This is a genomic window from Paenarthrobacter sp. AT5, from assembly GCF_032764245.1.
GTDB lineage: Bacteria > Actinomycetota > Actinomycetes > Actinomycetales > Micrococcaceae > Arthrobacter > Arthrobacter ureafaciens.
Genome location: NZ_CP136441.1, coordinates 3,502,228 through 3,518,703, shown reverse-complemented (window position 1 = coordinate 3,518,703; position 16,476 = coordinate 3,502,228). Strand labels below are relative to the sequence as shown.

The window sequence follows — 16,476 nt, the reverse complement described above, 5'->3', positions numbered from 1 at the left end:
CTACATGGATAACGTGAACGGGCGGGGACGCCTCATCTATGGCTGCATGGGACTCGGCGGGTCCTGGGATAACAACCACTACGGTGCTGCGGAAATCGACCAGGCCGCCGCGGTGATTGAATCGGCGCGGGGAATCGGCATCGGCTTGTTCGACCACGCTGATATCTACCGCCGGGGTAAGTCCGAAGCTGTTTTTGGGGAAGTCCTCGTCCGTTCCCCCGGTCTGCGGGAGAAGATCCGGTTGCAGACCAAATGCGGTATCAGGCTGGCAGAAGGAGGCCGGGACGGCCACTACGACCTCAGTCGCGAAGCCATCCTGGAACGGGTCAACGGGAGCCTGCAACGGCTCCAAACGGACTACGTGGACGTGCTGCTCCTGCACCGTCCGGATCCCCTCATGGACGCGCGCGAGGTGGCGGACGCCGTCGGGCAGTTAATGGCCGAAGGCAAGGTGCGGCACGTGGGTGTATCCAACATGTCCGGCGCCCAGATCGCGTACCTGCAGGACCGGCTGCAGACGCCCATCGTGGCGAACCAGCTGGAGATGAGCCTGCTGCGCCGGGACTGGCTGGAAAGCACGGTGCTGGTGAACCATCCCGAAGGGCGGGAGAACAGTTTTCCGCACGGGACGCTTGAGCTGTGCATGGACAGGGGCATCGAACTCCAGGCCTATGGTTCGTTGGCGCAGGGCCGGTATACGGGAGCGGGTGCCGACTCACCGGCAGAAGCTGCGGCGTCGGAGATGCTGGTCCGCCTGGCGGCGGAGAAGAACACTACTCCTGAATCAGTGCTGCTTGCGTGGCTCATGAAGCATCCGGCAAGGATTTCGCCGGTGGTGGGGACCACCAACCTTTCGCGGATCGGTGCATGTGCGGATGCCGTTGCCGTAGCCGGCAGCATGACCCGCGCCGAATGGTACGGGCTGTGGATCACGGCCCGCGGCTCGAACCTCCCCTAAAACAGCAGCCCCTAGGACAGCCCGGCCACCACGGAGTACGTGCTCGAGTCGCCTTGGATCGGCTGGCTCTGCCTGCCGTCCGTGCCCACCGGGATGTCCCCGGCAATGGTCACGCGGTTCAGTTTGCGGGGCTGCCCGTCGTAGTTGTCCGGTGCGTAGTGCTGGGTGATCCGGTTGTCGAACAACACCACTTGGTTGGGCTCCCAATTCACCCGGAACACGTTCTCCGGACGGGTGACGTAGGCCTGCAGGAGCCGGATGATGTCCTTCGATTCGGTGTTGGACAGACCCACGATCCGCAGACGCTGCGCGAAGCCCCCAATGAACAATCCGCGCTCGCCGGTCAAGGGGTGGACCCGAACCACCGGGTGGGCAGTCTCGAACTTCAGCCGCGTGAATTCCTTGCGGCGTTCCTCGGCGTTGGTGTGCTCCAGGTTCTTTGGAACGGAGTAGTCGTAGTCGTTGGTGTGGATGGCCCAGAGGGTGTCCGCGAAGTTCCGAAGTTCGTCCGGGAGGTCGCGGTAGGCGCCGGCGGAGGACGCGATCAGGGTCTCGCCGCCGTAGGCCGGCAGGTCGATGCTGCGAAGGGTGGAGGCCTGGGGCGGGTTCACCACGAACGTGACGTCGGTGTGCCAGTTGTTCGCGGAGCCGTTCTCGCTGTCCACCGGAAGGACGTTCTCTTCACCCTCCACGGACGCCACGGTGGGGTGTGCCTTGGTGAGCGGACCGAAGTGGGAAGCGAACTTCACCTGGGCTTCGTCCGTCAGGATGTTCGCCTCACGGAAGACGAGCGCCTTGTGTTCGTTGAGGGCAGCACGGATCTGCGCCACGGTGTCCGCGCTCAGATCTCCGGAGATGTCCAGGCCCCGGATTTCGGCCCCGATTCGGGCTCCAAGCTTCCGGAACTCAAGTTTGGTTTCGGTAATGACGGTCATTTGTTTTCCTTACTTTCGATGTGGTGTGTGGCGGGTGCCACGATGGAAAAATCAGGAAGCGGCTGAACCCACGGCGGTGCGCCAGCGGGAGAAGTGCCGCTCCAAGGCGACCAGCAGGAAGTTCACGGCAAGCCCCAGCAGGGACACCGTGAGGATCCCGGCATACATGTCAGGGATGAGGAAGCTGCTTTGGGCGTTGACGATCAGGTACCCGAGGCCTGCCTTGGCGCCCACCATCTCGGCGGCGATCAGGACCAGGATGGAGGCCGTGCCTGCCATGCGGATGCCCGTGAAGATGGTGGGAACCGCGGAGGGCAGGATGACTTTCTGGAACAAGCGGAAGCTGCCCAACCCCAAGGAACGCGCGGCCCGGATAAGGAGTGGATCCACGGTTTTCACGCCGGCGATCGTGTTGAGCAGCACGGGGAAGAACGCGGCGTAGGCCACGATGCTGATCTTCGACTCTTCGCCGATGCCCAGCAGGAGAGTGAACACCGGGAGCAACGCCAAGGCAGCGGTGTTGCGGAACAGCTCCAGCAAGGGGTTGAGCACCGAATTCAGCCGCCCGTACCAGGCGATCAACAGCCCCAGCGCAACACCGGCCACCAACGCAGCACCGAAACCTGCAACAGACCTCGTGAGGCTCGCAGTGATGTGCCCTTGGATAATTCCGGCCTCGAACAACCTGGCCCAGGCAGCCAGGACTTCGTGCAGCGGGGGAAGGAAGACCTTGGTGGACGGGCTGGCCAGGTACGTCGGGCCCAGCTCCCAGAGCGCCAGGAAGGCAAGGACGGCAGTGGACTTCCACACGACCGAACCGGCAGCGTTGGCGAGACGCCGCCCGGCCGATGGTTCCGGCGTCGTACGGGCTGCTGCAGGATGGGCCGCAGCGGAAGGCTCGACGGCGGCAGCCGGCCCGGGTGCGGACGTTGCCGTTTGTTGTTCTTGAGTGAGGGTGGTGGTCATCAGGCCGCACTCCTTTCAGTAGCAGTGGCGGGTTCGTCCGGTGCGCTGCCGTCGGGCAGGATCTTGCGGTGCCCGGCATCCTGCGCTCGCCGGACCTCGTCGTGGAGCAGTGTCCAGACCTGGTGCCGGTGCTCAACGAACGCAGGGTTGGACCTGACGTCCTGGTCCCCGTCGCGGTCCGGGATAGTGATCTCCACGATTTCCTTGAGCCGGCCCGGACGGGCACTGAGCACGGCGACGCGTTGGCCCAGGTACACGGCCTCGTCGATTCCATGGGTAATGAACACGATGGTCTTGCCTGTTGCCTTCCAGATCCGCAGGAGTTCGTCCTGCAGCTGTTCACGGGTCTGGGCGTCCAACGCGGCGAACGGTTCGTCCATCAGCAGCACGTCCGGTTCGTAGGCAAGGCTCCGCGCGATCGCCACGCGTTGCTTCATCCCGCCGGAGAGCTCGTGCGGAAAACGGTCTTCGAAGCCGGCCAAGCCCACCAGGGCCAGGTATTCCTTGGCCTTGGCCGCCCGTTCGCGCCGGTTCAGCTTCCTGCCGTCCGGCCCGGGGCCTTCCAATCCGATGGAAACGTTTGCCGATGCTGTCCGCCATGGAAAGAGGGCGTATTGCTGGAACACCACTGCGCGGTCCTTGCCGGGTCCCGTCACGGGTTGGCCGTCCACCAGGACTTCGCCGGAGGTCGGGGTGGAGAGGCCCGCAAGCAGGTCCAGCAAAGTGGTCTTGCCCGAACCGCTGGGTCCCACCAACGTGAGGAACTCGCCGTCGCGGACGTCGAGGTTGAGCGAGTCGATGGCCGTGAGCCGTGTGGCCGGGCCACCCTTGCTTGCCCTGACGGTGAATTCCTTGCTGACGTTGCGCAAGCTGATTTTGGCTGTCATGGCTATCCCTTCTTCGCAGTGCTTGTAGTCGCAGTGTCCGCGGAGCCACCGGCGAGCCCGTTGTAGTCGTTGGTGTAGTACTTGGACGGCGTGAGATCGCCCTTCACGATTCCCGAGGAATTCAGCCAGGCTTCCCACTTGGTGAAGTCCGAATCCGTGATCACGCCGGCGTCGGGAACACCGGGGCTCTTCCAGAACTTCAGGTTGGCCGTACTCTCGTTGCGGCCCCGGCCCTCGATGATCTTGGCGAACCGGGCTATGACCTCCTCACGTGGCGTTTCAGCTGCCCATTTGATGGCCTTGGCAACTCCTGTGGTGAAGGTGCGTGTGGTGTCCGGATTCTTCTGGATGAAGTCGGTGCGGAAGACGATCTGGCCGCCGGCGAACGTGCCGAACAGTTCCACATCGCTGAACAGGGAGCGGAGGCCGCCTGCTTCGACGGCGCGGTCCTGCAGGACGCCGCCGAGCGTTCCAACGTCCACCTGCCCGCGGCGGATCGCTTCTTCCGTGTCATTCGGGGCCAAAGGCACCAGTTGGACTTGCTTGATCTCGTCCTGGCTGAGTCCGTTCTTCGTCAGCCAGGTATTGATCACGGCCTCGTGGTGGGCTCCGAGGGTATTGACGGCCACCTTCTTTCCGATCAGGTCCTTGGGACCCTTGATGTCGCTGTCGGCTTTGACGTAGTACCCGCTGAAGGTTTTCTGGTCGGAGCCGTAGTAGTTGGTGACGGCCTTGACGGGGGAGCCCGCTTCGATGAGTTTGACCACCGCGCCGGAGAACGCGCCGCCGAAGTCCGTCTGGTTGGTGGCGGCGGACTGGATGTCCTGCGGGCCGCTGGTGGTGTTGCCCACCCAGTTGAGCTTGATGTCACCCAGATAGCCCAAGTCCGCTGCCAGTTCCGGGAAGGTCACGTTGTTCGCCGAACCTTGGTAGCGAAGTTCCTTGACTTGGGCGGACGGGTCGGCCGGACCGGCTTCGGCTGAACCGCCGCAGCCGGAGACCGTCAGGGCTAGTACGACGGCGGCCGCGACGCTCAGCAGGGGCAGTTGCAGTTTCATGGGAGCTACTTTCGGGAGTTGGTGTTCGGTGTTCGGGGGGCCGGAGGCTTCACCGGCTTGGGAACGATGTAAGCCCATGTGGCGGGTGGTAGGAAAGCGCGGCGGTAACCGCGGTAAACCCGGGGAAACAACAGGCAACGAGGCGAAATACCGGGCCTTGGGTGGCAACGAATGGACACATACTTCGCTGTGTTGATCCCTTTGACGGGAGTGTTCCGTCCGGTGACAAAGAACTACCGGCGGGCCGGGCACGACTGGCGCGGACCGCCGTCGAACGCCCATACTGTGGGACCCCACAGTCATAACGGGTTTAGTTCGTATTGATCCTCACAAGCGGACTGATTTCTTCGTCGCCCGGGCCGCAGGACGGATACGGTAGATACATGACCTCTAGCATCGCCGCCGAATCAGTTCGGCCCACCCGTAACATCCCTGCCGATATCGCCCGTTCCTGGCTCCTCGTGAATGCCATGAAGACGGAACTTTTCGACGAATCCGCAGGCTCACGGGCAGATGCCATCATCCTCGACATCGAGGACGCCGTTGACCCGTCGCAGAAGGACACCGCCCGGGAGAACGTGGTCAACTGGCTGACCGCCGGCGGCCAGGCATGGGTCCGCATCAATGACGCCACCAGCCCTTTCTGGGCCGATGACCTCGCCGGGCTGCGCGGCACCCCTGGCTTGCTCGGTGTCATGCTGGCCAAGACCGAATCCGCCGACCAGGTGACCGAGTCTTTCCACCGGATGGACGGCAAGACCCCGGTCATTCCGCTGGTTGAATCCGCCCTCGGCATCGAGGAAGCCAACCACATCGCCCGCGCCCAGGGCGCCTTCCGCCTGGCCTTCGGTTCCGGTGATTTCCGCCGCGACACTGGCATGGCAGCAACTCCGGAAGCCATGGCCTACCCGCGGGCCAAGCTCGTGGTCGCCAGCCGCGTGGGCAACCTTCCGGGTCCCATCGACGGACCCACCGTCGGCACCAACCACCCCATCCTCCGTGAGCAGACCGGCATCACCGTGACCATGGGCATGACCGGCAAGCTCTGCCTGGCCATTGACCAGACCACGGTCATCAACGAGGTCATCAGCCCCACGCCGTCGGACGTCGCCTGGGCGACCGACTTCATGAACGACTTCGAGGCCAACGGCCGTGTCATCCGCGACGGCTCAGACCTGCCGCGCCTGGGCCGTGCAGAAAAGATCATGAAGCTCGCGGTGGCCTTCGGGGTCCAGCCTTCCCTCTAGGCGTATTCCTTCGCCGAGGGGTTGGATCCCGGCACTCACCGCGGGCTTTACCCGTGAGAACTAACCCCTCGGCGAAGCCCTGCAACGCGCCCGGTAGACTTGGATGGTGCTGAACGAATTCTGGGCCAACGCCTCCACCGGGTACAAAGTGCTGGTTTTCAGCGCCATGGGACTCATTGCGGCAGGCGTCATCCTGTCCATCGCCGCAAACACCTCGGGCAACCAAGGACTCGCCATGGCATCCCTGGGCGTCATCGGCCTGGGCCTGGTACTCCATGTCACCGGACTCGTGATCCGCGGCCAGCAGATCCGCAAGAGCTACAAGAAATAGCCTTCTTCACAGGGTGGTGCCCACACCTGTCTCCGTGCGTCCGCCCGATAGGGTTGGACCATGAGTATCAATCCGGACCTGCAGGGCCGCAGCTACCCTGCCGCAGAGGTTTACGACGTCGGCCGTGAGAAAATCCGCGAGTTCGCCAAGGCAGTAAAGGCCACCCACCAGGCGCACTTCGACGTCGAAACGGCGCGGGCCCTGGGCCATCGCGACCTCGTGGCGCCTCCCACGTTTGCCATCATCATTGCCCAGCGTGCTGACGCGCAGCTGGTGGAGGATCCCGAAGCCGGGATCGATTTCTCCCGCGTTGTCCACGCAGACCAGCGCTTCACGCACCATCGCCCGATCGTCGCCGGGGACCGTCTGGTAGCCGAGCTGCACGTCGACGGCGTACGCGCCATGGGAGGCGGCGCCATGATCACCACGCGTTCGGAAATCTTTGCCCTGGCCGACGGTGACAGCCGTGAAAAGGTCGCAACCACCACCTCGTCCATCCTGGTCCGGGGAGAGGGACAGTAACCATGAGCCCCGTTTTCGCAGACCTGGCAGTCGGCCAGGAAATTGGCAACCGCACCATCGAAGTCACCCGCCAGGACCTGGTCAAATACGCAGGTGCTTCCGGAGACTTCAACCCCATCCATTGGAACGAGGCATTCGCCACGTCAGTGGAACTTCCCGGCGTCATCGCCCACGGCATGTTCACCATGGGTGCAGCGGTACAGCTGGTCAGCGACTGGGCAGGCGATCCCGCCGCCGTCGCTGACTACCAGACCCGCTTCACCAAGCCGGTGCTGGTGACCGACACCACGGGAACGGATGAGCCCGGAGCGGTCATCGAGGTGACCGGCGCGGTGGGTGCGCTCGACGCCGAGGCGGGTACCGCCCGCATTGACCTCACCGTGGTGGCCGCCGGCCAGAAGGTCCTCATGAAGTCGCAGGCAGTGGTCAAGCTCTCCTAGGTATTGCAGGGACCGGGTCTCTGCCGCGTGCTTGCGGCGGAGCCCCGGCCCAAACCCCGATAGGCTTGATGGGTGACCCAGACGCTGCTTTCCGAATTGACCACAGCTGCCGTGGGCGGCCCCGCCGGCACCTTTGTGGAGGCACGTACCGAGGCGGAAATCATCGACGCCGTCCGCTCGGCTGACGCCGCGGGGGAGAAGCTCCTCATCATCGGCGGCGGATCCAATCTATTGATCTCCGACGACGGCTACCCCGGTACAGTCCTCAAAATCTCTTCCGAGGGCTTCACAGTCAACGCCGAGGACAGCTGCGGGGGAGTCTCCGTGGTGGTCCAGGCAGGACACAACTGGGATGCCTTGGTTGAACACGCCGTGAAGCACGCCTGGTCCGGCCTGGAAGCGCTCTCCGGGATTCCCGGCGCAACGGGAGCCACCCCGGTCCAAAACGTAGGAGCCTACGGTGCTGATGTTTCGCAGACCATTGCTGCCGTACGAACGTGGGACCGGGAAAGCAACGCAGTCCGCACCTTCACCAACTCCGAGCTCACGTTCGGCTACCGTGACTCCATCCTGAAGCAGACCACTGTGGAGGGTTCGCCGCGGTTCGTGGTCCTCACGGTTGAATTCCAACTGCCGCTGGGCAGGATGAGCGCCCCCATCCGCTACGCCGAACTTGCCCGCGTGCTCGGGGTCGAGGTGGGCAAACGGGCGTATTCCAACGATGTCCGGCGGGAGGTGCTCAGGCTGCGTGCGTCCAAGGGCATGGTGCTGGACGCCGACGATCGCGACACCTACTCAACGGGTTCGTTCTTCACTAATCCGATCGTGTCCAAGGAACAGGCCGAGGCGTTGCCTGCGGACGCCCCCAGGTACCCGGCAGGATCCGACGGGTTGGTGAAACTGTCCGCCGCCTGGTTGATTGACCGTGCAGGATTCGGCAAGGGTTACGGGCTGGAGGAGTCCAGTGTTTCCGGGGGCAGGGCATCGCTGTCCACCAAGCACACCTTGGCCATCACCAACCGTGGCTCCGCCTCGGCTGCGGACATGGCGGCCATTGCGCGCGAGGTGCGTTCCGGCGTCGTGGATCGCTTTGGGATTGAACTGCATCCCGAACCGCTGCTGATCGACGTTTCGCTGTAGCTTCCGGCCCTGGTCAGCGCGTCAGCGCGTCCGGCGCTCCGCGATGGGCAGCACTTTGTTCAGCAGCAGGAACGTCAGCCCGCAGCTGACAGAACCCAGCAGGAAGATCTGGCTGAACGCGATGCTCTGCGGCGACGGTCCGCTGGGCAGGAAAAGGCCCGCGGTGGCAAAGCCCACCAATCCGAGCATCATCACTATGGATCCCAGCAGGAAACTGCGCACCTGTGCCGCTGCGGCCGGATAGAACCACGGCTCGGTCGCGTCGCCGTCCCGTGGTGAGACGGGCTGGAGGAGGGCTGCGACGCCGAGCAGCAGTGCGGCCAGGGCTGTTGCCACGATTCCGGCGAGCTGGATGCTTTGCATCGAGGGTGAAAGCCTTACTCCCGTGCCTACGGCAACGATCAGCCCGGCCACCAAACCGACGCCGCTGCAGCACCAGCCGGCGGCAGCCAACCGGCGGCTGAGTGGCCGCACCAGCGGAGCCAGATCACCAAAGAGCATGTAGCAATCCTAGGCAACGCGTCTGGAAGGCGGCTGGGAGGCAGGGCAATGTTCGCTGTGGTCGGCGGCTTTAGGATGGAGCATGCCTATCGGGAAGCGAAGCCCTACATCCGCTGTGATCGGCCGTCTGCGGCTCGCCAGCCAAGGTCTGTTGGGCGGGAAGCGTGCTTCCGTTCCCGAAGCCGTCCGGTGGATGACTGCCATGCAGGCCCAGGACCTGGGTCATGCGCTGTGGGCGGTTGGCCAGAGGGTGGCGGGATCCGGAGCCTCCGAGGTCCGGGCGGCGCTGGACGCCGGGACGGTGGTCCGGTCCTGGCCGATGCGCGGAACGTTGCACTTGGTGGCGCCGGAGGACCTTCGGTGGATGCTGGGAATCACCAGCGGGCGGCTCATGCAATCACTGCGGACCAGGCACCGTGAACTGAACATCACACCGGATGACACCAGTCATGCCCGGGACGTGGCTTTGGAAACCATTGCCAACCTGTCGCGGGACACGGAGGCAGCGGGCGCCAGCCGGGAGCAGTTATTCGCGGCGTTCGAGGAGGCGGGCCAGGTCACCAAAGCCCAACGGGGCATCCACCTGATCGCTTGCCTGTGCCAGGAGGCGTCCCTGGTCCAAGGGCCTATGGCCGGAAGCAAAGGCAATGCGGGGGTGCAGCAGTTGTTTGTCCCTTTCGATCAGTGGATCAGGGACTCACGTGCCGTGGATCGCGAGCCCGGCCTCGCCGAATGGTTCCTCCGCTACATCCACAGCCATGGTCCTGCCACTGTCCGCGACTTCGCGTGGTGGACCCAGGTGCCGCTCAGCGAGGCCCGGGCGGCGCTGAGCGCCGTCCAGGATCAGTTGGTGGAGCTGTCGTTCGGGGACACAAGCTACTGGATGTCGCCGCAGACGGCTGCAATGCTCGACGACGGCGTTCCCGGCGCCCGCTCGGTGCTGGCTCTCCCCGGGTTTGATGAATTCCTGCTCGGGTACCAGGACCGGAGCCTGGTGCTCGCTCCTGAATTTGCCGAACTTGTGGTGCCCGGCAAGAACGGGGTCTTCAAACGGATCATCGTTGCCGGGGGTGGCGTGGTGGGGACGTGGGCCAGGACGGGAACAGGGAAGTCAGCCGGAGTGGTCCCGGAACCGTTCACGGGAACACTTGGACCGTCTGCGGAACGGTCCTTCCTGGCGCAGGCCCGTGCCTACCTGAAGTTCATGGAGAGCTGACCCCGGGTACGCGCCGGTTCCCTTAAACGGAAAACCCGCCCTTCCCTCGCCGTGAAGCAAGGGAAAAGCGGGTTCCGGAACGGGAAAGCCTAGAGCTTGCCCGTCACGATGTTCAGCATGCGGCGCAGCGGTTCGGCCGCACCCCACAGGAGCTGGTCGCCCACGGTGAAGGCGCTGATGTATTCCGGGCCCATTTCGAGCTTGCGGATACGGCCAACCGGGATGTCCAGCGTGCCGGACGCTGCCACGGGGGTCAGCTCGGCCATGGAGGCTTCCTTGGTGTTGGGCACAACCTTGGCCCACTCGTTGTCCTTGGCCAGGAGGTTCTCGATCTCCGTGACGGACAGGTCCTCGCGGAGCTTGAGGGTCAGGGCCTGCGAGTGCGAACGCATCGCACCAATGCGGACACACAGCCCGTCCATGGCGATGTGCTCCTTGCCTGCGGTGCCCTTGCCGGTACCGAGGATCTTGTTGGTCTCGACGCCGGCCTTCCATTCTTCCTTGGACTGGCCGTTGCCGAGGTCGGCATCAATCCATGGAATCAGGGAGCCGGCCAGCGGGACACCGAACTGGGTGGCGTCAACGCCGGTGCGCTGGGTAGCCAGGACCTTGCGGTCGATCTCAAGGATGGCGGAAGCGGGGTCCTCGAGTTCGCTGCTGACCTCGTTGTTGAGCGTGCCGAACTGGTTCAGGAGCTCGCGCATGTGGCGGGCGCCGCCACCGGAAGCGGCCTGGTACGTCATGGACGTACCCCACTCCACGAGGTTGTTCTTGAACAGCCCGCCGAGGCCCATCAGCATGCAGGAAACCGTGCAGTTGCCGCCGATGAAGTCCTTCACGCCGCCGGAGAGCCCGGCATCGATGACGTCGCGGTTGATCGGATCCAGCACAATGATCGAATCGTCGTTCATGCGGAGGGTGGAGGCGGCGTCGATCCAGAGGCCGTCCCAGCCACGTCTGCGGAGTTCGCCGTGGACCTGCTTGGTGTAGTCGCCGCCCTGTGCGGTGACAATAATCGGCAGCTTGGCAAGCGTCTCAATATCGAACGCATCCTCGAGCTTGCCGGGATCACCCGCGGTAGAGCTCAGGAACGACGGGGCGGCACCTCCTGCGTTCGAGGTGGAGAAAAATACCGGGTTGATGTTGGCGAAGTCGTTCTCTTCCTGCATGCGGTGCATCAGGACGGAGCCGACCATGCCACGCCAACCGACCAGTCCTACGGACGGATTAGCTGCTGTAGTCATTGAACCAGTCTAAACTTTCGACGCCGCCTGACGCTGTTGGTTACGTCACCCGCACAACGTACGACGGCGGACCCAGGGCCGGCGCCGGGCGGGCCGGCGGCGGTGCTAGCGTCCGGCGTCGTAATCCTGCAGGCCGTTACCCTCCGCGAGGGCAGCTTTGCGGGCGCGAAGGGCGAAGAACGCACCGAAGGCGAAGACCTGGGTCACCACCACCAGGACGATGATTCCGGCGATCTTGTTGCCGCCCAGGATCATGGTCAGCCCAACGATCGCTGACAGCAGCGCAAGGAGGGGCAACAGCATGTACCCCAGGACGAAGAGGGTTTCAGGTTTCTTGAGTATTGCCTGCATGATCCGGTTCCTAGCTTTCGGTCCGGCGCCACGACGTGAACCGGTATTTGGTGCCGTTTTTCGCCGTGTACCAATCCTCGTGAGGGGCTACGGAGTCGAACGTCCAGTCCTCGCCAAGTTCGGGGGCGAAGGTGTCGCCTTCGAGTTCGGCGTCAATGATGGTGATGACCGCAAGGTTGGCGATGCCCATCGATTGTTCGAAAATTTCCCCGCCGCCGATGATCCAGACCTTCTGGCCACCCGGCGCGAACTGGGACTCAAGCAGGGCTGCGTCCAGGGAGGAAACCACGACGGCGCCTTCCGCCCCGGGCGTCGAGGCCCAGTCCTGGTTGCGGGTCACCACGATGTTGGTGCGCCCGGGCAGCGGCCGGTACTTGTCCGGGAAGGACTCCCAGGTCTTCCGGCCCATGATCACGGGGTGCCCCGTTGTCAGTTGGCTGAAGTGCTTGAGGTCCTCGGGCAAGTGCCACGGCATACTGCCGTCCTTGCCGATGACGCCGGCTTTGGTCTGTGCCCAGATCATGCCGATCCCGGTCATGGATGCTGCAGTTTCCCGGGTGAAAATGAGGCCGGGAAGTTGCGCGTTGGTCTCTTCGGAGGGAGTGCTCATACGGCGATCGGTGCCTTGATAGTGGGGTGGTGGCGGTAGTCGACAACCTCGAAGTCCTCAAGGGTGTAGTCGAAGATGGAGTCGGGCTTGCGCAGGATCTTCAGCTGCGGGTAGGCGTACGGCTCCCGGCTGAGCTGCTCGGCCACCTGGTCCACGTGGTTGTCATAAACGTGGACGTCGCCGCCGGTCCAGATGAACTCGCCGGGTTCCAGATCTAGCTGCTGGGCCACCATTCGGGTGAGCAGCGCGTACGAAGCAATGTTGAAGGGCACTCCCAGGAAGGTGTCCGCCGAACGCTGGTACAGCTGGCAGGACAACTTGCCGTCAGCAACGTAGAACTGGAAGAACGCGTGGCACGGAGGCAGAGCCATGTCCTTGAGCTCGGAAACGTTCCATGCCGACACGATGTGCCTGCGGGAATCCGGGTTGTTGTGCAGGCTCTTCATGACCTCGGAAAACTGGTCAATGTGCCCGCCGTCGGGTGTAGGCCAACTGCGCCACTGGACGCCGTACACCGGTCCGAGCTCACCGTCGGCGTCTGCCCACTCATCCCAGATGGTGACGCCCTGGTCCTGCATCCACTTCACGTTGGAGTCTCCGCGAAGGAACCACAGGAGCTCCACTGCCACGGACTTGAAGTGCACCCTCTTGGTGGTGATCAGCGGGAAGCTTGTGGCCAGGTCGAAGCGCAACTGGCGCCCGAACACGCTCCGCGTCCCCGTCCCGGTGCGGTCCGATTTGTGCGTGCCATTGGCCATGACATCGCGCAGAAGGTCTTCATAAGGGGTGGGAATGCTCACGGATCAAGCTTACTAGTCGTCGAACGGCTTGAATTGCTCCACGGAGACCACCTTGCGCTCGCTGCCACGGGCCACATGGCAGACGATGACCTCCCCGGGCGAGAGGTACGGGTCCGCGCCGGGGAGCCTGCTGCGCAGATCATCGCCCATGTGTCGGCCCAATTGCTTGAGTACGGTCGGCAAGGCGGGACGGTGCGTGCACAGGGCCACGGGCACTTGCTTGTCGAACAGGGCCTCCACGGCGGCAGCCGTCTTCTTGGGCGAGCGTTCGTGGTTGTGCTCCGTCAGCGCCTCCACGAGCTTCACCTTGGCTTTGCTCGCTTTGGCATACGGGGCAATCGTTGCCACGCATCGCACCCATGGGCTGGTCACGACGCGCTGCGGCTTCCACCCCTGCAGGAGCCGTTGCACAGCCACTGCTTGCCGTTTCCCGGTGGCTGCCAAGGGGCGGTCGCCTTCGGCCTTGGTCCAGGAAGACCTCGGTTTGGCTTTGGCGTGCCGGACCAGGACCAATGGCCATGTGTCCAGTTCGCCCCTGGTATGGGCCTTCTCCAGATACTCCAAGGGCGCCACGTCAGAGGGGTTGCTCAGGTATTTGGCGGCCCTGTCCGGCGCGCACCACATGACGCTGTCCACCTCTTTGCCGTCGGGCCGGAGCTGCTCACCGTTGACCCGCATGGCCCAGTAGTGCACCACTTTGAGGCCAGCGTTGACGTGGTAATGAATGGGCGGCAAGGGGATTCCAAGTGTTGCCTCGAGCCCGATCTCTTCCCGGACCTCCCGGACCGCACACTCGGGAACCGTCTCGCCGTCGTCGATCTTGCCCTTGGGCCAGGACCAATCGTCGTACCGCGGCCGGTGGATGAGAAGCACCTCCAAGGCGCCTTTCTTGATGCGCCACGGGATCGCGCCAGCCGCGACGACGGCCACGGGTTCTCCCGGGTGGTCGGTCTGGTCGGCCACAGGTGTGTCGCTGTTCAAGTTGTTCCTTACCGCCGTGCTGCTGCCCGCTGGCGGGAGCGGGAGGCCAAGAGCCAGGACTGCATATCCAGGAGGGGCTCGCCCTTCTCATCAAGGTGATGCCGGGTCCAATGACCTTCATTATCCAAGTGCCAACTGGCGGTGGAGTCGTCCATGTAGCGGCGCATCAAGTCAAGGACCGTGTTCACGTCCTCCCGGCTGGCCAACTGGACCAGTGCCTCAACCCGGCGGTCCAGGTTGCGGTGCATCATGTCGGCAGAGCCGATGTACACCACGGGTTCTCCACCGTTGGCGAAGGCGAACACCCGGGAGTGCTCAAGGAACCGTCCCAGGATGGAGCGCACCGTGATGTTTTCGCTGAGGCCGGGCACACCCGGCCGCAGGGAGCAGATGCCGCGCACCACGACGTCCACCTTCACTCCGGCCTGGGATGCGCGGTACAGGGCATCGATGATGGCTTCGTCCACCATCGAGTTGACCTTGATCTGGACACGTGCGGCCACACCGTTGCGCGCATTGCGGATTTCTGTTTCGATCCGGTCAATCAGTCCTGAACGCACTGAGCGCGGCGCAACGAGCAGCCGCTTGAACGTGGACTTGGGGGCGTATCCGGAGAGCTGGTTGAACAGCTTGGAGAGGTCCTCGCCCACTTGTTCGTTTGAGGTCAGCAGGCCGAGGTCCTCGTAGTAGCGCGCCGTCCTGGGATGGTAGTTGCCGGTACCGATGTGGCAGTACCTGCGGAGGCCGTCCACTTCCTGCCGCACCACCAGCGACAGCTTGCAGTGGGTCTTCAGGCCCACGATGCCGTACACCACGTGGACGCCGGCCTGCTCCAGCTTGCGGGCCCAGGAAATGTTGGCCTGTTCGTCGAAGCGGGCCTTGATCTCCACCAGGGCCAGGACCTGCTTGCCCGCTTCGGCGGCGTCGATCAAGGCATCCACGATCGGGGAATCGCCGGAGGTGCGGTACAGCGTCTGCTTGATCGCCTGGACCTTCGGGTCCGCGGCGGCTTGCTCGAGGAAGGCCTGGACCGAGGTGGAGAAGGAGTCGTACGGGTGGTGGAGCAGGATGTCCCGCCGCCTCATGGCAGCAAAGACGTTGGCCGCCTTGGACGTCTCCGATTCGTTGAGGTACCGCGAGGTGTGCGGCACGTGCTTGGGGTAGTGCAGATCCGGGCGGTCAATGCCAGCGATGACGGAAAGCCCGCGAAGGTCCAGCGGAGCGGGTACCGAGTAGACCTCGGACTCGTCCACGCCAAGCTCGCGGACCAGCAAGGCCCTGACGTTCGGGTTGATATCGGTGGTGACTTCCAACCGGACGGGCGGACCGAACCGGCGGCGCAGGAGTTCCTTCTCCAGCGCCTGCAGGAGGTTCTCGGCGTCGTCCTCTTCCACCTCGACGTCCTCGTTGCGGGTGACGCGGAAGGTGTGGTGCTCCAAAACTTCCATGCCCGGGAAGAGCGTGTCCAAGTGGACGGCGATCAGTTCTTCGAGGGCGATGAACCGGGCCACCCTGCCAGGGATGGCGCCGGCGCGGGGACCATCCACGGAGATCAGCCGCGGCAGCTGGTCCGGAACCTTCACGCGGGCGAACAGCTCTTTGTCGCTGATCGGGTTGCTGACGATCACCGCCAGGTTCAGGGACAGGCCGGAGATGTAGGGGAACGGGTGCGCCGGGTCCACTGCGAGCGGCGTGAGGATGGGGAAGACCTTCTCCTGGAACAGGGCGCTGAGGCGGTGGCGCGCCTCCTCGTCGAGTTCGTTCCAGTGCATGACGTGGATGTGCTCGAAGGCCAAAGCCGGACGGATCTGCTCGGCAAATACCCGGGCATGCCGTTCCTGCAGTTTGTGGGCTTCCTCGCCGATCTGTTCCAGTACCTCAATCGGGCTCAACCCGGCAGGGGAGGGGACGGCCAGGCCGGTGGCGATACGGCGCTTGAGGCCGGCCACCCGGACCATGAAGAACTCGTCAAGGTTGGAAGCAAAAATGGAGAGGAAGTTGACGCGCTCCAGGAGGTAAAGATCGGGATCCTCAGCCAACTCCAGAACGCGGGAGTTGAAAGCCAGCCAGCTGAGCTCGCGGTCCAGGAACCGGTCCGGCGAAATATCACCCTCCGGTTCCAGGTTGGGCGCAAACTCGGGGATGTCTATCCGGTCCTGCGTGGCCCGGGACGCGGGCACCTCGGATGAGCCGAAGCGCGCGGGCAGCGTTGCGCCCTTGGAGGTAGGTCCGGCGGTACCGACGGGGTCCGGCTGCATGGGTTTCTCCTAAGCTCAGGACTGGGTTTCC

18 protein-coding genes are annotated in these 16,476 nt (G+C 64.0%); 7 read left to right on the top strand and 11 right to left on the bottom strand.

Annotated features, from left to right (window positions below):
* Positions 1-4 precede the first annotated feature (4 nt).
* Positions 5-958: an aldo/keto reductase family oxidoreductase gene (locus tag RI444_RS16315; RefSeq protein WP_031216534.1), complete on the top strand. Its 954-nt coding sequence runs from the start codon at positions 5-7 to the stop codon at positions 956-958.
* Positions 959-969: 11 nt separating this feature from the next.
* Here RI444_RS16315 and RI444_RS16310 read toward each other — a convergent pair whose 3' ends face one another.
* From RI444_RS16310 to RI444_RS16295, 4 genes are read right to left on the bottom strand one after another with little or no spacing between them, the layout of a single operon-like run.
* A complete protein-coding gene (locus RI444_RS16310) occupies positions 970-1,893 on the bottom strand; it encodes a TauD/TfdA dioxygenase family protein (RefSeq protein WP_021472357.1) in 924 nt (307 codons plus the stop codon).
* A gap of 51 nt (positions 1,894-1,944) precedes the next feature.
* Positions 1,945-2,859, bottom strand: coding sequence for an ABC transporter permease (locus RI444_RS16305; protein WP_071416220.1), 915 nt, complete (start codon positions 2,857-2,859; stop codon positions 1,945-1,947).
* Positions 2,859-3,746 carry an ABC transporter ATP-binding protein gene (locus RI444_RS16300; protein WP_062097533.1) on the bottom strand — a complete coding sequence of 296 codons (888 nt, stop codon included), beginning with the start codon at positions 3,744-3,746 and terminating at the stop codon, positions 2,859-2,861. The genes RI444_RS16305 and RI444_RS16300 overlap by 1 nt, the downstream gene beginning before the upstream one ends.
* 2 nt (positions 3,747-3,748) lie before the next feature.
* Positions 3,749-4,804: an ABC transporter substrate-binding protein gene (locus RI444_RS16295; protein WP_207605688.1), complete on the bottom strand. Its 1,056-nt coding sequence runs from the start codon at positions 4,802-4,804 to the stop codon at positions 3,749-3,751.
* Between the two features lie 383 nt (positions 4,805-5,187).
* On the opposite strand from RI444_RS16295, the gene RI444_RS16290 reads away from it, so the two are divergent.
* The 5 genes from RI444_RS16290 (at position 5,188) to RI444_RS16270 (ending at position 8,484) form a co-directional block, all read left to right on the top strand.
* Positions 5,188-6,051, top strand: coding sequence for an HpcH/HpaI aldolase/citrate lyase family protein (locus tag RI444_RS16290; RefSeq protein WP_021472361.1), 864 nt, complete (start codon positions 5,188-5,190; stop codon positions 6,049-6,051).
* A 106-nt stretch (positions 6,052-6,157) separates the two neighbouring features.
* Positions 6,158-6,382: a DUF3188 domain-containing protein gene (locus RI444_RS16285; RefSeq protein ID WP_031216538.1), complete on the top strand. Its 225-nt coding sequence runs from the start codon at positions 6,158-6,160 to the stop codon at positions 6,380-6,382.
* Between the two features lie 60 nt (positions 6,383-6,442).
* Positions 6,443-6,904 (top strand): MaoC family dehydratase N-terminal domain-containing protein, encoded by a 462-nt coding sequence (locus tag RI444_RS16280; protein WP_021472363.1) that lies wholly within the window; start codon positions 6,443-6,445, stop codon positions 6,902-6,904.
* A gap of 2 nt (positions 6,905-6,906) precedes the next feature.
* Positions 6,907-7,344: a MaoC family dehydratase gene (locus RI444_RS16275; protein WP_021472364.1), complete on the top strand. Its 438-nt coding sequence runs from the start codon at positions 6,907-6,909 to the stop codon at positions 7,342-7,344.
* 72 nt (positions 7,345-7,416) lie between these two features.
* The gene (locus RI444_RS16270; protein WP_207605689.1) at positions 7,417-8,484 is read left to right on the top strand and encodes a UDP-N-acetylmuramate dehydrogenase; all 1,068 of its coding nucleotides are present in this window, start codon (positions 7,417-7,419) and stop codon (positions 8,482-8,484) included.
* A gap of 21 nt (positions 8,485-8,505) precedes the next feature.
* Here the strand turns inward: RI444_RS16270 and RI444_RS16265 are convergent, their stop codons facing one another.
* Positions 8,506-8,985, bottom strand: coding sequence for a hypothetical protein (locus RI444_RS16265; protein ID WP_207605690.1), 480 nt, complete (start codon positions 8,983-8,985; stop codon positions 8,506-8,508).
* Positions 8,986-9,067: 82 nt separating this feature from the next.
* On the opposite strand from RI444_RS16265, the gene RI444_RS16260 reads away from it, so the two are divergent.
* Positions 9,068-10,201 (top strand): winged helix DNA-binding domain-containing protein, encoded by a 1,134-nt coding sequence (locus tag RI444_RS16260; protein WP_207605691.1) that lies wholly within the window; start codon positions 9,068-9,070, stop codon positions 10,199-10,201.
* A gap of 89 nt (positions 10,202-10,290) precedes the next feature.
* Here RI444_RS16260 and asd read toward each other — a convergent pair whose 3' ends face one another.
* From asd to RI444_RS16230, 6 genes are all read right to left on the bottom strand, one after another.
* Positions 10,291-11,445: an aspartate-semialdehyde dehydrogenase gene (gene asd, locus RI444_RS16255; RefSeq protein ID WP_207605692.1), complete on the bottom strand. Its 1,155-nt coding sequence runs from the start codon at positions 11,443-11,445 to the stop codon at positions 10,291-10,293.
* Between the two features lie 105 nt (positions 11,446-11,550).
* A complete protein-coding gene (locus tag RI444_RS16250; protein WP_031216541.1) occupies positions 11,551-11,787 on the bottom strand; it encodes an NF038396 family protein in 237 nt (78 codons plus the stop codon).
* Positions 11,788-11,806: 19 nt separating this feature from the next.
* The gene (locus RI444_RS16245; RefSeq protein ID WP_069695785.1) at positions 11,807-12,406 is read right to left on the bottom strand and encodes a dihydrofolate reductase; all 600 of its coding nucleotides are present in this window, start codon (positions 12,404-12,406) and stop codon (positions 11,807-11,809) included.
* Positions 12,403-13,206, bottom strand: coding sequence for a thymidylate synthase (locus RI444_RS16240; RefSeq protein WP_207605693.1), 804 nt, complete (start codon positions 13,204-13,206; stop codon positions 12,403-12,405). The genes RI444_RS16245 and RI444_RS16240 overlap by 4 nt, the downstream gene beginning before the upstream one ends.
* 12 nt (positions 13,207-13,218) lie before the next feature.
* Positions 13,219-14,187, bottom strand: a complete 969-nt coding sequence (locus RI444_RS16235; RefSeq protein WP_021472374.1) for an NUDIX hydrolase — start codon at positions 14,185-14,187, stop codon at positions 13,219-13,221.
* An 8-nt stretch (positions 14,188-14,195) separates the two neighbouring features.
* A complete protein-coding gene (locus tag RI444_RS16230) occupies positions 14,196-16,445 on the bottom strand; it encodes an RNA degradosome polyphosphate kinase (RefSeq protein WP_021472375.1) in 2,250 nt (749 codons plus the stop codon).
* Positions 16,446-16,476: the final 31 nt, after the last annotated feature.